The following is a 14,038-nucleotide window of genomic DNA, read 5'->3' on the forward strand; positions in this document are numbered from 1 at the left end:
GTCCAGACAAGTCACCCGTCCCACGGGTGTCCCGAAGGGGGCTGCACATGCGCTCGAACGTTCTGGTGAAGGCGGTCGTCGGTGCCACGGCCGTGGCCTGCATCGCCGTCGGCGGCCTGGCCGGTGCCGGTACCGCCGTCGCGGCGACGCCGACCGGCGTCCAGCAGGCGGCGGAATCCGGGCCCGCCGGGCTGGCGGCGGTGGTCAACCTCGGGCTGAGCACCTCGCAGGCCGCCAAGCTCCAGGCCCCGCTCAAGCAGTACTGGGGTTACACCGGCGCGATCGACGGCCAGCTCGGCACCGGCAGCTGGCAGGCCATGCAGCGGTTCCTGCGCGCCGACTGGGGCTACACCGACGCCATCGACGGCATCGTCGGGACCCACACGGTGGAGGCGCTGCAACGCTGGTTGAAGAGCAACTGGGGCTACAGCGGCGCCATCGACGGCGACGCCGGCGCCGGGACCCAGGCCGCGTTCGCGCGGTACTGCGACTCGCTCTGATCCCGGGCACCACACCCAGGCGCCACACCCGGGCGCCACCCGGCACGGGGCCGGGCCGGCCGGTGTCACCGGTCGGCCCGGTCCGTGAAGCGCTCCGCGCCCGCTCCGGTCAGCAGGCCCGCCGGGAGCCGCCGCCCGTACGCCACCAGGAGCAGGTGCTCCGCCCGCCCCTCCACCGGCAGCGGACCGGGGCCGTACGACCAGTCCGCGTCCGTCGCGCGCAGCCGTACCCCCTCCAGCCGGGCGCCGAAGAAGCGCAGGCTGCGGGGCGAGACCCCGCCCAGCAGGGCGGTGCCGCGGTGCAGGGGCAGGCGCGGCGGCAGGCCGAGGGCGACGGTGATGTCCAGGCCGTGCACCGCGTCGTGGGCGAGGGCGGCGATCCGGCCGCCGACCGGGGGCCGCCAGGGGTGCCCGGCGTGCTCGGACAGGGCGGCGGCCAGCCGGTCCGTGGTGAGGGCGGCGGCGTCGCGGCGGGCGATCCGGTCGGCCATCCGGTGGACGTTCCCGCCCGAGCGGAGGAGTTCCCCGAGGGTCCGGGCGGTGGAGTACCGGAAGCCGGTGCCCATGTGGGCGGCCACCTCGCGGACCCGCCAACCCCCGCACAGCGAGGGCGCGTTCCACTGCCGCGGGGTGAGGCCCGCCAACACCTCGGCGAGGTCGCGCCGCTCCCCCGCGACCTGCTCGCGGATCCATTCGACGCCGTGGTCCTGCTGCGCGCTGTTCATGTCCCCAGCCTGCGACGGGAGTCGTCCGCCCGTCCAAGACCGGATCGTTCTGCCACCTATGATCATCGGTTATGGAACTCCGGCAGCTCCAGTACTTCGTCACCGTCGCCCGGCACGGCAGCTTCACCCGCGCCGCCGAGCTGCTACACCTGAGCCAGCCCGGAGTGAGCGCCCAGATCCGGCAGCTGGAACGGGAGTTGGGCCACCGGCTGCTGGACCGCTCGGGCCGCACGGTGCGGCTGACCAGGGTCGGCGAGGCGGTGCTGCCGCACGCCCGGGCCGCGCTCGCCGCCGCAGCGGCCGCCCGGCGGACGGCGCAGGAGTTCGACGGCCTGCGGTGCGGGCGGGTACGGCTCGGCATGGTCGCGGGCGCGGCGCTCGCCCCGCCACCCGCCCTGGGCGCCCTCCCGGGGCTCGCCACCACGCTCGCCGCCTTCCGCCAGGAACACCCCGGCATCGACTTCGCGCTCGCCGAGGACACCACCGCCGGGATGCTCGGCGCCCTGTGCGAGGGGCGGCTCGACCTCGCCGTGATCGGCCTGCCCGCCGTCGCGAGCGGGCGGGCGGACGACGACGGCTGGACGGCACTGGCCGGACTCGCCCTGCACCCCGTGCTGGAGGTCCCGCTGGTCGCGCTCTGCCCGGCGGACCACCCGCTCGCCCGCGGCGACGGCCCGCTGCCCGTCGCCGCGCTCGCCGGGCACGCCCTGGTGAGCACACCGCCCGGCACCGGTCTGCGGACGGCGCTGGAGCGCGCCCTCGCGGAGGCGGGCGCGGCCTCGACCGTGGCGGTCGAGGCCGCCGCGCCGCCACAGCTGGCCGAACTCGCCGCGCACGGACTGGGCGTGGCGGTGCTGCCGGACCGGGAGCCGGCCGCCGGCGTGGCCGTCCGGCGGCTGGCCGATCCCGTCCCCCGGGTGCGGGTCGCGCTGGCCTGGCCGAGCGAGCGGCCCCCGGCGCCGCCGACCGCCGCCCTGCTCGCCCATCTGCGGGCGGCCTACCCGGGGCCGTGAGGAGCCGTTACCCGGCGGCCGCCGCGCCGTCGGCGATGTGCAGCAGCGCCGCGGCGCCGTCGAGGGTCTCCGGGTCGAGCGGGAAGTAGCCCTGGCGCGGGGTGGTGTCGGTGCGGGTGCGGGCCGTGCCCGGGACCGGCGGGACGGTCAACCGCCAGCCCCCGGGGCCGGACGGGAGCCGCTCCTCGTACGTCCCGGCCGGCGGCTCGCCGAGCCCGAGCGCGGCGCTGCGCCCCAGGCTCCCGGCGATGAAGGCGTAGCGCTCCCCCAGCAGCGAGCCGACGATGTGGCCGGCGCCGTTCCAGCCGCAGTCCAGCTCCCCCTGGGACCAGGCGCTGGGGTTGCACTGGAGGTGCCGGTTGTGGGCGAACACCAGGGTCGGCCCGCGCCGGGCCTCGACGGCGCGGATGTCGAGCAGGTTCTGCGCCATCAGGGCGTCGCGCATCCTGATCAGGCCGGAGATCCGGGCACTCGCCCCCAGGCCCTGGACGGCCGCCTGGGCGTGGTAGCGCAGCAGTCCGATCCCGGCCCGCAGCCGGACACCGGCCCGGAACCACTCGGCGTGCGAGGTCGCGGCTATCAAGTCCGGTGCGCGTACGTAGAGTTGGTTGAGCAGGTCGTCGGCGGTACGGCGCAGTCGTTCGGCCTCGGGGGTGGCTCCGGGTGACGCGGCGGCGTCGAGGATCGCCTCCTCGCGCTCCCAGCGCTCGTCCTCCCCCGTCAGCGCGGCGACGTCCAGGTCGAGCCGGAGGAAGTCACGGGCGTGTTCGAGGTAGCGGCGCGGGCTGGGCGCCGTGGTGTTCTCGGTGGGGAGGTCGAAGCCGTGGCACGCCACTTGCTCCCCGGCCTCCCGGTCACGGTTGAACTCGCGCATCCAGGCGACGAGTTCGCGGTTCGCCCGGTGGGCGCCGAAGCCGTGGGTGAAGCCTTCGGCGAGCACCGCGTCGAGGGTGCCCACGCCGTGCCGGACGTGGTCGTCCACCGCCAGTGCGGCCACCCGGTCGGTCTCCAGGGCGATCGAGCGGAAGCCCTGGGCTACGAGTTGGGCGAACAGCCGGTTGCGGACCAGCCCGAAGGCCGGTTCCTGGTGCGTCGGCTCGCCGAGCGCCAGCAGTTCGCAGGAAGGGGTGCGGAAGTCTCCGATGTCCTGGCTCATGAACCTCAAGCGTATCCTTGAAAGCTCGGTTGAGACTTTCCGCGTCTCAGCCCGGCATTATCGATGAGAAGTCTCAAACCAGGAGGTCACCGCCGTGCGCCCTGCCGACCTCGCCCGCGAGCACGGCCTCTCGACCCAGGCCGTACGCAACTACGAGCGCGACGGCTTCCTTCCGCCCGCCGAGCGCACCCCCACCGGCTACCGGATCTACACCGAGCGCCACGCCGCCGCGCTGCGGGCCTTCCTCGCCCTCGTCACGGCCTTCGGGCACGCGACGGCGGCCCTGGTGATGTCCGCCGTCAACGCCGACCGCCCGGACGAGGCCCTGACGGCGGTCGACCGGGGCCACGCCCAGCTGCTCCGCGACCGGGAGACCCTCGCCACCGTCCGCCGGGCGGTCGACCACCTCACCTCGGGGCGGACCACCGAGCGGGCCGGGACCGGCCGCTCCCTCCCCGGCCCGCTCAGCATCGGCGAACTCGCCCACCGGCTCGGCCTCACCCCCGCCACCCTGCGCACCTGGGAGACGGCCGGCATCCTCACCCCGGCCCGCGACCGCCCCGGCGGACACCGCTCCTACCGCCCCGAGGACGTCCGCGACGCCGAACTGACCCACCTGCTGCGCCGCGGCGGCCACCCGCTGGCCCACATCACCACCGTCGTGCGGCAGGTCCGCACGGCGGGCGGCACCGACTCCCTGGCCGCGGCCCTGGACGACTGGCAGCAGCGCCTCACCACCCGGGGCCGGGCGATGCTCACCGCCGCGGCCCGGCTGGACGCCTACCTGTCCCCGGCCCCGGGCACGCCCGACGGCCCCGGCTCGCCGGGCAGTTCCGCGCTCGGGACGCGGCGCCAGTCCCACCCGGGGTGACGGGCGAGCAGGCCGAGGAAGTCGTCGGAGGGGATGAGCTCCCAGTGGTCGGTGTCGACGATCGCGGCGAGGCCGGGCAGGACGTGCCGCAGCAGGGCCCGGGCCGCGTCCATCGACTCGCTCGCCACGCGGACGGCGTACGGCTCCCCGATCCGGGCCGTGACCTCGTCCAGGTGCTCCGGCTCGAAGTCGCGCAGGACCTCCCCCGACAGGTCGAGGGAGTACGCGCTGCCTCCCCATTGCACCTGGTCGTCCTGCGGCGTCGGCCAGTGCCAGAACGGGCCGAGCGCGCGGAAGCGCGACTCCAGCTCCGGACGCCGCTCCGCCGGGACGAGAACGATCACCACCGGCCAGGACACCGGCCCACCTCCTCGAACTCCATCCGAACAATCACCGTCAGCCGGCCGTGACCCGCAGGTTGGCCAGCAGCTCCGTGCCGTCCGCGCGCACCGCGAACACCCGCCCGCCGCGGTGCCAGCAGGTCACCGCCCCGGCGTGGGCGCGCAGCCGGAGCGTGGGGTCGGGCGTCGTCCCGGGCAGCAGGGCGGTGAAGGCGGTCCCGGAGGTGCCCCCGACGGTGGCCCGCAGGCCGTCCTCGGAACGCTCGGTGAACGCCCAGTGGGCGCCGTCGGCGCCGAGCGCCACCGGGGGGCCGGTGACGGTCCGCTCGGCGCTCCCCCGGCCGGTCCAGCTGAGCACCGTCGTCCCGGAGGCTTCGCCCGGCCGGGCGGTCAGCAGCCGTCCGTCGGCGAGCGCCACCCGGTCGTCGGTGTCGTCCGGGTCGACCGCCGTGCGGGCGCGCAGCTCCCAGCCGGGCTGGTCCCAGCGCCACAGTTCGGTCAGTTCGGCGGTGTGGCCGCCGGCCCGGGTGTGGACGACCACGGCGCAGCTCGCGGGGGTGCGGGCGATCCGGCCCACCGCCTGCTGGTCGTTGCCGAGTTCGCGGTGGACGACGGTCGGGCGGGCGGCGTCGGTGTCGAGCAGGGCGATGCCGTCCTGGCCGACGGTGAGCAGGTGGCGGCCGTCGTAGGAGGGGACGATCGCGCGCACCCGCAGGGCCGTCCACCGCTCGACCCGGCGGGTGGCGAGGTCGAGCCGGAACAGTTCGCGGACCGCCCCGTAGCGGGCGACCAGCAGCGCGGTGCCGCCGTGGTCGGCGACCACCAGCTGCTCGGCGGGCACGTCCCAGCGGGCGCGGGTCCGGCCGTCCGGGCCGAGCAGCCGTACGCCGGCCTGGCCGCAGGCCACCAGCACCAGGCCGGAGTCCAGCCGGGCCGCGTCCAGGACGGGCAGGGTGCCGGGGCGGTCGGCGGCGGTGACGGCGAGCGCCCCGCCGCGGCCGGGTCCGGTCCGCCGGGGCTTCGGCAGGTCGGCGGCGGCCAACGGGTCGGCGCGCTTCAACAGCCGGTTGTGGACGGTGCTTTCGGAGCGTACGGCGGCTTGGCCGGACAGTCCGCCGGTGCGCACCAGGGAGCGTACGGCGAGGGTGGCGAGCTCGCGGTCGAGGGCCGGGTCGGCGCAGCGCAGCTCGGCGAGGGCGGCGACGGCGGCCGCGCGCTCGGTGCGCGGCGCGGCGGTGTCCGGCGTCGTGACCTGCGACCCAGCGCCGCTCGGCCCGGCGATGCTCGGCCCGGCCGCGGTGAGCGCGGCGCGGACCGGCTCCGCGACGTCCTCGCCGAGCGCGAGCAGGTGGACCAGCGCCCGGCCGCGGGCCGCGCCGCCGAGCTCGGCGGCCTCCCGGAGGTCCGGCAGCACACCCGGGCGCAAGGTCTCGTCCGGCCAGGCCGCCTCGACCGCGCCCAGCCGGTCCCCGGCCCGGCGGCGGTGGTCCACCCACGCGGCGCGCAGGTCCCGGGCGGCCGCCGGGTCGGTGGCGGTGAGCCGTTCGACGGCGGTGGCGAAGGCGCCGCGCCGGTGGGCGATCCGCACGGCCCGGTCCCGGTTCCCGGCCCGCCAGTGCAGCCGGACCACCAGTTCCGCGGCCAGGCCGCGCCCTTCGGCGAGTTCGGCGGCCTGGGCGGTGCGGCCGTGCCGGTCCAGCAGGGCGACGGCCTCGGCGGGCGCGGCCATCAGGTCGGCGAGCACGTACGCGGCCTCGTCGATCCGCCCGTCCCGCTCCAGGGCCTCGGCGGCGTCCCGGTAGAGGCCGGTCAGGTACTCGTGGACGGTCGGCCCGCTGAGCGGCGACGCCATCGACGCCCCGCCGCGCTCCCGGGGGCTGGGCCGCAGGGCGCCCGTGAAGCGGTCGGGCAGGCGCAGGGTCAGCAGACCCCGCTCCGGGCCCGCGTCGGCGCCGCCGGAGAGCTGGATCGCGTCGCGCAGGGCGTCCTCCCACCGGCGCTGCCGGAAGGACCGGGAGAGCTGGTGCAGGTAGCGGGCGTGGCGCTCCCGGAAGAGCGCCCCGGCGGGGCTGCGCAGGGCGAGCCGGGCCAGCCACTGGCTGCCCGGGCGCCGGGGCGGACGCCGCCGGGCGGGGGCGGCCGGGGCCGTTCCGGCCGCACCGCCGCCTCCGGTGCTCTTCGCCGCCGCCCCCTGGGCGGTGCGGACGCGTTCGGCGAAGGCCGGGATCCTCGGCAGCACCAGCAGGGCGCTGCCGAGTGCCCCGAGGAGCGTCAGCAGGAGCCCGCCGCCGAGGCTGCCGGCCACCAGGGCGAGGACGCCGAGCAGCAGGCACAGCGCGAACGGTACGACGGACGCCCACCACGCCCGTCCGTCGACGGCGCCGCGCGTCGCCGCGGCACGGGTGCCGGGCCGGCCGGGCCGGCCGGGCCGCCCGGACCGACCGGTGCTCCCGGCCGGACGGGCCCGGGAGCGGCGGCGGTACGTCAGTCCGGCGATCGCGCCGATCGTCACCGGAAGGACGATCACGGGCCCCTTGGGCACCCCCGTCGCCACGACCGAGGCCAGGAAGGACAGGCCCAGCGCGAGCACCAGGCCGGTCACGATCCCGGAGATCCGGCGCGCCTTCGCGGCACCCGGACGCGGCCCGGCCAGCAGCCGCCCCGCCCGTCGGCTGCGCCCGGGGACGCCGGCCGCGGCGCGCAGGTCCACGGCGGCCGGGCGCGGCAGGTCCGTCCCGACCGGTTCGGCCTCGACGGGGCTGCCGACCGGGCCCAGTCGGTGGAGGGTGAGCCCGCCCAGGTCCAGCCAGTCCGAGGGGTCCACGTCCGGCAGCTCGGCCAGCACCTGACGCTCCGTCAGATCGCCTCTGGCGAGCACCAGTTCACCGGACCGGCCGGTCTGCCCCGGGCTCGTCGCCAGTGCCCCGCCGACGGCGTGCAGCGGCGCGCCGGGCGCCCGGTCGGTGCGGGTCCGCACCGACTCGGGCAGCTGCAACAGCCAGCGCCCGTCCGGCAGTTCACTCAGCCGGGCGCCGGACCGCCAGTGCGCGAGGACGCGTTCGGCCGCCTCGGCGACGCCGATCAGCGGCACGTCGAGGAGGAACCCGGCCGCGTCGACGACCGGGCCGCCCGTCGCGGCGCTGCCCATCGCGGGGCCGCCCGTCGCGGAGCCGCCGGTCGCGGCGCTGCTCGCCACCCGGCCGCCGGTCGTGGAACTGCTCATCAGTCGGTGCTCCTGATCACGGCATGGGTGCGCCCGTCGGTCGCGTTCGCCACCACCACCCGGCCCGGGCGGGGTTCGGCGGCGATCAGCGGCAATCGGGGGTGGACGGCGGGGGCGGTCGTACCGCCGGAGAGCGCGGTGAGCGTGCGGACCGCGTCGGCCCGGACGGCGCGGACCAGCCCCGCGGCCCGGGTGCAGGTGATCAGGACGGGTTCGAAGCCGTCCTCGACCAGTCCGATCACCTCGCTCTCCCCCTCCCCGAGGAGGATCCGGCGCTGCTCACCCCGGCCCGGGCGGACCTCCCAGGTCCGCCCGTCCGCCGACCAGCCGACGGAGCCGCCGCCGTGCACCAGGTGCGGCGCCCCGGCCGCGTCGGCGGGCAGCCGGACGGGCGACAGCCGGGGCTCCCGCGCGAACCGGAACGGGTGGCCGCCCGCGGTGGAGACGACCGGTCCGACCTCCGACACCCGCCCGCCGCGCTCGATCCGGCGCCAGCGGCCGGCCACCGGCAGCACCAGGGCGTCGCCCTCGCGCAGCAGCGGCAGCACCGGCCGGGCCATCAGCTCGGCGAACTCCGGGGAGCCGATCTCCGGCAGACCGACGGCCGCCGACTTGATCCGGTAGCCGTCGGAGTCGCTCAACGCCCGTCCGCTGACGTGGAGTTCCAGCCGGTCGTTGCGCACGCACAGCACCAGCAGCCGCCCACTGGTGCGCGCGGCCGCGATCACCGGGCCGAACAGCTCGTGGCGGCGCGGGCGCGTGGCACCGTCGGGGGCTCCGGTGCCCGACAGCCCCAGGGCGATCAGCACATCGCTGTGCCGGCCCCGGGCCAGCAGGGTGGCCGCGCCGGTGGTGAACGCGGGCAGCGCCCCGCCGACGGCGGGCAGCTGGGCGTCGAGCTGGGCGGTGGCCCGGAAGCCGCGGCCACGCAGGGCCCGGACGGCGACCCGCGCCGGGGGCAGCGGCAGCTCGACGGCCGACCCGCCGTCCACCCGGACCGTCACTCCGGCGGCGCCGTTCGCGCTCCAGCCCGCCTCCTCGCTCGCCACCGTGCGCCGCCGGGCGGGCAGCCGGGCCGCCAGCCGGGGCGAGGTGAGCAGCCAGCACTGCGCGGCCGGGTCCAGCGCCCGCTCCGCGTACCGGACGTCCTCGGGTTCGGGGTCGGTGTGCTGCCGGGCCTTGAGCCAGCGCGGCAGCAGCTCGGCGAGGTCGCCGCCGATCAGCCGCCCGGGCGGGTCCCCCAGGACGCCGACCAGCAGTTCGCTGCCCCGGGCCGCCGCCCGGCGGTGCAGCACGAGCAGCGCGGCCAGCTGGACCAGCCGCGCCGCGCCCGCCTGGGCCGGTCCGGCGTCCACCAGCACGACCACCTGGCCGCGGCTCTCGGGGGTGCGCAACTCGGTTTCCAGTTCCAGGAGTTCACCCTCGCTCCAGCGGCGCAGGAACTCCTCCGGGTACTCCTCGGCGAGCAGCCACTCGGCGGGCAGCAGCCGCTCCGGCCGTCGGCCGCGGGCCAGGCCGCCGTAGCCGTCCGGCTCGCCCTCGGATCCGGCGACGGGCTCCTGCGCGCCGATCAGGGCGTCCAGGCGGCGCAGCAAGGGGCCCAGCGCGGTGGCGAGTTCGGGGGTGAGCGCGGACAGCGTCCCGGCCCAGGGCGCGAGCGCGGCGGTCACGATCGACGCACCCGCGCCGGCCGCGCGCACTGCTCCTCGACCCGGCCGAGCGCCGGTTCGTCCGGCAGCGCCGTCCGCCCGTCCAGGTCCCCGACCGTCGCCCCGCTGCTCACGCTTGCGCTCCGCTCCACTCCGTACGGCTCCACCGTCCAGGCCCTCACTGCTCGTACACCCGTTCCGCGCCGCTGCGCTGGGCCTGTCCTCCTGGCTCCCCGGTGCCGGGCTCCACGCTGCCCGGCTCCACGAAGCGGTCCAGGTCCGCCGGGTCCCGGACGGGCGTCGGCCGGTCGCCGACCAGCGCGTGGCCGGGGACGAGGACGCACAGCTGCCCGTCCGCCGCCCCGAGCGCCACCCGCCACAGGGCCGCGCCGGGCTGCGGGCGGGCCGTGGTCGGGACCAGCACGCCGTCGTCCTCGCCCAGGTAGCGGGCGCCGTCGGCCCAGGGCAGGTCCGGCGCCTCGCCGAGGACCAGCAGCGCCGTCCCGTCGGCCGCCACGGCGAGCCGGTGCCCGGCCGTCAGCCGGGAGCGCGTCGCGCTCGCGAGGGCGGGGACGGCAGCGCCGAGGGCGAGGACGGCGACCGGTTCGAGTGGTGGTTCACGGCGCTCCCAGCGGAGCGGGGCACCGGTCACGAGGGTGCGACCGCCGCACCTGCCGTGACCGCCACGCCCGACGTGACCACCGCACCCGCAGCGCCGGCTCCGCCCGCCGTGACCGCCGCGACCAGTTCGGCCCGGAGCCCGGTCAGCGGCGCCGGCAGGTCCGCCGGGTCGAACCCCGCGTCGATCTCGCGCAGCACGGCCTCCAGCCGCAGCCGGGAGTCCTGGCCGTCCGACAGCCCGCCGTGTTCGGCGAGCAGCGCGGTGCCCGTCCGCAGCAGGCGCTCGGCGCGGGCCGCGGTGCTGCGGGAGAGTTCCTCCGCGGTGTGCGCCAGGCTGCGGTTGGCGGCCCGGTCGATCAGGTCGGCGAGGGCCTCGCGGGCGAGCGCCTGGGTGTCTGCGGTGGGGGCGATCAGCGGGAGCACCCAGAGGTCACGGGCGGAGGCGGCGGTGCGCCCGTCCAGGACGGCGGCCGCGGCGACCAGGTTCTGCGAGCGCACGGCCCGCCGGTCGCTGACCGGGACACCAGCCGAGCGCAGTCGGCGCAGCGCGGTGGCCAGCAGCGGGGTGACGGCGTCGAGGTCGCAGTGGCGGGCGGCCGCGGTCAGCCGGTCGAGGGCGCCGAGCAGCTCGCCGGTGACGGCGGGCGCGGCCGGGCGGCGGCCGGCCTCCAGGAGTTCCTCCAGCCGGCCGTCGGCGACGGGTTCGACGAAGACCCGGGCGAGGAACCGGTCGGCGAAGGCGGCCAGCGCCGGGTCCTCGGGCAGGTGGTTGGCCGCGCCGACGCAGATCCGCAGCGGACTGGCGAGCACGGTGCCACCGCGCCGGAAGACCCGCTCGTTGAGCAGGCCGAGCAGGGTGTTCAGGACGGCGGTGGAGCCGAGGAACACCTCGTCCAGGAAGGCGATCTCGGCCTCGGGCAGCATCCCGGCGGTCTCGAACTCGACCCGGCCCTCCCGCAGGCGGCGCAGGTCGACCGGTCCGAACAGTTCGTTGGGCTCGGTGAAGCGGCCGAGCAGGTACTCGAAGTACCGCCCGCCGAGCTGCGCCGCGACCCGCCGGACCGCCTCCGACTTGGCCGTCCCGGGCGGGCCGACCACCAGCAGGTGCTCCCCGGCGACGGCGCACAGCGCCACCACCTCGGCCACCGTCTCCCGCCCGACCATGCCCCGCCCGGCGGCGGACACCGCCGCGGCGACGAGCCCGGCATCGGCGGCCGGCGGGGTGGCGGGCGGTACGTCGGAGGCGCCGGGTATCGAAGCGGCGGCGGAGGTCTCGGTCACGAGCACGGGAGTCTACGTCGCCCCGCACGCCGCTCACCAGCGGGTTCCCGCCCAGGCCGGTTCACCCGCGGCATCCGCCGCCGGCACGCCGCACCCCGGCATGGCCACGCCCTGGGTCTTGGCCTTGTCGAGGACGGCCTTGCCGGTTCCGCTGTCGAGGTTGCCGATGACCAGCACGTTCACGCCACTGGTGATCATCTGGTCGGCGATTCGATGTTCACCGTCGGGTCGGTGCGGTACGACGGCTTCTTCTCCGGCCAGGTCGTGAGTACGCTGTCACGGGATCGGTACTGCTGGTGGCCGCCGGCGTGGACGCCATGTCCCGCCGCCGCTCAGCCCGACGATGAGGGTCGCCAGCCATGAAAGCCGGTCCTTCCCAGGAAGAGGTCCGCCAGCACAACCTGGGTGCCCTGCTGCGCCACGTCCACTTCGACGGGCCCACCTGGCGAGCCGTCCTGGCGACCCGGCTCGGCCTCAACCGCAGCACCATCCTGGGTCTGGTCGGCGATCTGACGGCCGCGGGCCTGGTCCGCGAGGAGTTGCCGCGGGAGACCGGCCGGGCCGGGCGGCCCTCGCTGGTCGTGAAGCCGGAGTCCACCCGCGTGCACGTCCTGGCGGTGGACGTGGGCGTCGAGCGCCTGGCGGCGGCCCTCATCGGACTCGGCGGCGTGTTCCTGGACCGGCGCGAGTGCCCATGGCCCGACGGGCACCCACAGGACCCCGCGCAAGTGGCCGCCATCCTCGCGGGATTCGCCCACGAGATGATGGCGCGCACACCAGCCGGCAGTTCGTGCGTCGGCGTCGCCGTGGCGGTCCGCGGCATCGTCCGCCACCCCGACGGGCTGGTCAGTCTCACTCCCAACATGGGTTGGAAGGGCGTCGACTTCGCCGGTGCGTTCGCCGACCGGCTCCGCCTGGACGTCCCGGTCCTCGTCGCGAACGAGGCCAATCTCGGCGCGCTCGCCGAGCATCGGCGCGGCATCGGCCGCGGCAGCCAGAACCTCGTCCACCTGCACGGCGAGATCGGGATCGGCGCCGGAGTGATCACCGACGGTGAACTCCTGCGCGGCGAACGCGGATACGCCGGCGAGATCGGCCATATGAACGTCAACCCGTACCAGGGACGGCCGTGCGGCTGCGGCGCCCACGGCTGCCTGGAAGCCGAGGCCGGTGAGCGCGCCCTCCTGGAAGCCGCCGGCCGGGACGGCCGCGTCACCGGCGTCGACGCCGTACGGTCGGTGGTCATCGCCGCCGACCACGGGGACGTCACCGCGCGCGCGGCTCTGCACCGCGTCACCGCATCGCGGACTGGCTCGGCATCGGCATCGCGAACCTCGCCAACCTCTTCGATCCGGAGCTGGTCATCCTCGGCGGCACGCTCCGGGACGTCTTCCTCGGATCCGCCGCACAGGTGCGCAGCCGGATCAACACCAACGCCCTTGCCGCGGTGCGGGAGAACCTGCGGCTGCGGGTCAGCGAACTCGGCGGTCACACCGTCCTGATCGGCGCCGCCGAACTGGCGTTCTCCGAGGTGCTCACTCGACCGTTGGAGACACTCACCCGCATCTCGGAGCAACGCCGGGCCCGTCCTGCGGCGCCGGGCCCGTCCCCGCCCTCGCCCTGAGTCAGGCCGGGGCCTCGAACTCGTCGCAGCCCTCGCCACCTCCTGGGGCCTGCACCCGCGCGGCGAGGGCCACATCGGCAAGACCACCTGGTGCGAACTCGCCCTCCCCGCCCCCGGCGACCGGCCGGCTACTTCACCGGCTTGGCCAACTCCCGTGCCAGCGACACCGCGTCAGGGAACTCCCCTGACTTGCCGGAGTTGACCAGGAGGTCCAGCACTCGGTCGCCGATGCGGACGAGGATCGTCTCGGTGCCCAGGTAGCCCCCCTCCGGGAGCATCTTGAAGTCCAGTGCCTCGTCGCCCAGCCCGGCCACCGGCTTGGCGACGAGGCGCATCTCGATATCGCTGTGGCCCTGGCCCGTGCCCTTCTCGGTGAACGACGGGCAGCGCGCCGCGAAGTCCCTGATCAGACCCAGCTGCTTCGCCGCGTCGCCGGCGCGGAAGGAGGCCACGGTCACCACGGCGGCGTGCTCACTGTCGGTGGACCTTATGTCCTGGCGCGCGTACGCCGCGTAGCCGTCCAGCACCGTCAGGTTGTTCATGACGCTGCACGGCGCCGTGGGCCCCAACCCCGTGGTGGCGGAGAGCACCTGCTTCCCGCTGTCCGACGGGGTGCTGGGGCCGTACTTGCCGTTGAGGGTCCAACCCGACGGGACGGTCTCCTCCGTGGGCAGATACGCCCTGAGGGAGCCCCCGAGGACGATCGACGGATCCACGACCGGGGCGGTCAGGGTGGGCGTCGGGGCCGGGAGGATGGGGTACCGGGTCGGGAAGTCCGTCACAGTCACCTTGACCGTCGGGGCGACGGATATCGCCTCCGTCGGGCCGACCGCCTTCGGTGAACCTTCACTGGAACACCCGGCCACGGCGGCCAGAGCGAGCAGGACCCCCGCCGTCACCGGAACTCGCACCTTGGCCATGGTGAACCTCACTTCCTTCGCACTGACATGACAGATAGTCACCAACGCTACCGTGCCGACGCCAACCGCTGCTCGGCCTTCCGTTCCCCCCTCATGCCCGCGCGAGAAGTAGGA

Annotated in this window: 13 protein-coding genes and 1 pseudogene; 5 read left to right on the forward strand and 9 right to left on the reverse strand. The window is 76.4% G+C overall.

Annotation, left to right across the window (positions count from 1 at the left end; translation table 11 throughout):
- Nucleotides 1-47: 47 nt before the first annotated feature.
- Complete coding sequence (locus ACFV8H_RS30665; protein ID WP_380406519.1) at nt 48-500, forward strand: peptidoglycan-binding protein; 453 nt, start codon at nt 48-50, stop codon at nt 498-500.
- A 65-nt stretch (nt 501-565) separates the two neighbouring features.
- On the opposite strand, the gene ACFV8H_RS30670 is transcribed toward ACFV8H_RS30665, so the two are convergent.
- A complete protein-coding gene (locus tag ACFV8H_RS30670; RefSeq protein ID WP_380406522.1) occupies nt 566-1,225 on the reverse strand; it encodes a maleylpyruvate isomerase family mycothiol-dependent enzyme in 660 nt (219 codons plus the stop codon).
- Between the two features lie 71 nt (nt 1,226-1,296).
- On the opposite strand from ACFV8H_RS30670, the gene ACFV8H_RS30675 reads away from it, so the two are divergent.
- Entirely contained in the window at nt 1,297-2,238 is a 942-nt protein-coding gene (locus ACFV8H_RS30675) for a LysR family transcriptional regulator (RefSeq protein WP_380406525.1), read from the forward strand.
- A 7-nt stretch (nt 2,239-2,245) separates the two neighbouring features.
- Here ACFV8H_RS30675 and ACFV8H_RS30680 read toward each other — a convergent pair whose 3' ends face one another.
- On the reverse strand, nt 2,246-3,394 hold the full coding sequence (locus ACFV8H_RS30680) for an erythromycin esterase family protein (protein WP_380406528.1): 1,149 nt from the start codon (nt 3,392-3,394) through the stop codon (nt 2,246-2,248).
- Between the two features lie 94 nt (nt 3,395-3,488).
- Here ACFV8H_RS30680 and ACFV8H_RS30685 point away from each other — a divergent pair, with 94 nt between their 5' ends.
- Entirely contained in the window at nt 3,489-4,265 is a 777-nt protein-coding gene (locus ACFV8H_RS30685) for a TioE family transcriptional regulator (RefSeq protein WP_380406531.1), read from the forward strand.
- Here the strand turns inward: ACFV8H_RS30685 and ACFV8H_RS30690 are convergent.
- The 6 genes from ACFV8H_RS30690 to ACFV8H_RS30715 form a co-directional block, all read right to left on the reverse strand.
- The gene (locus tag ACFV8H_RS30690; protein WP_380406534.1) at nt 4,175-4,624 is read right to left on the reverse strand and encodes a hypothetical protein; all 450 of its coding nucleotides are present in this window, start codon (nt 4,622-4,624) and stop codon (nt 4,175-4,177) included. The genes ACFV8H_RS30685 and ACFV8H_RS30690 overlap by 91 nt on opposite strands.
- A gap of 37 nt (nt 4,625-4,661) precedes the next feature.
- Nucleotides 4,662-7,829, reverse strand: a complete 3,168-nt coding sequence (locus tag ACFV8H_RS30695) for a bpX6 domain-containing protein (RefSeq protein ID WP_380406537.1) — start codon at nt 7,827-7,829, stop codon at nt 4,662-4,664.
- Nucleotides 7,829-9,499, reverse strand: coding sequence for a hypothetical protein (locus ACFV8H_RS30700; RefSeq protein WP_380406539.1), 1,671 nt, complete (start codon nt 9,497-9,499; stop codon nt 7,829-7,831). The genes ACFV8H_RS30695 and ACFV8H_RS30700 overlap by 1 nt, the downstream gene beginning before the upstream one ends.
- 157 nt (nt 9,500-9,656) lie before the next feature.
- Nucleotides 9,657-10,130: a hypothetical protein gene (locus ACFV8H_RS30705; RefSeq protein WP_380406542.1), complete on the reverse strand. Its 474-nt coding sequence runs from the start codon at nt 10,128-10,130 to the stop codon at nt 9,657-9,659.
- On the reverse strand, nt 10,127-11,380 hold the full coding sequence (locus ACFV8H_RS30710) for an AAA family ATPase (RefSeq protein WP_380406543.1): 1,254 nt from the start codon (nt 11,378-11,380) through the stop codon (nt 10,127-10,129). Before ACFV8H_RS30710 ends, ACFV8H_RS30705 begins: the two co-directional genes overlap by 4 nt.
- Nucleotides 11,381-11,413: 33 nt before the next feature.
- Complete coding sequence (locus ACFV8H_RS30715) at nt 11,414-11,578, reverse strand: hypothetical protein (protein ID WP_380406545.1); 165 nt, start codon at nt 11,576-11,578, stop codon at nt 11,414-11,416.
- A gap of 161 nt (nt 11,579-11,739) precedes the next feature.
- Between ACFV8H_RS30715 and ACFV8H_RS30720 the strand changes: the two are divergent.
- Nucleotides 11,740-12,603 (forward strand): annotated as a pseudogene (locus ACFV8H_RS30720) (ROK family protein); the annotation flags it as partial.
- 101 nt (nt 12,604-12,704) lie between these two features.
- Nucleotides 12,705-13,004: an ROK family protein gene (locus ACFV8H_RS30725; RefSeq protein ID WP_380406559.1), complete on the forward strand. Its 300-nt coding sequence runs from the start codon at nt 12,705-12,707 to the stop codon at nt 13,002-13,004.
- A 128-nt stretch (nt 13,005-13,132) separates the two neighbouring features.
- Here ACFV8H_RS30725 and ACFV8H_RS30730 read toward each other — a convergent pair whose 3' ends face one another.
- Entirely contained in the window at nt 13,133-13,924 is a 792-nt protein-coding gene (locus ACFV8H_RS30730) for a hypothetical protein (protein ID WP_380406547.1), read from the reverse strand.
- Nucleotides 13,925-14,038 lie beyond the last annotated feature (114 nt).

The sequence above is a fragment of the Kitasatospora sp. NPDC059827 genome (genome assembly GCF_042731675.1).
Classification (GTDB): Bacteria; Actinomycetota; Actinomycetes; order Streptomycetales; family Streptomycetaceae; genus Kitasatospora.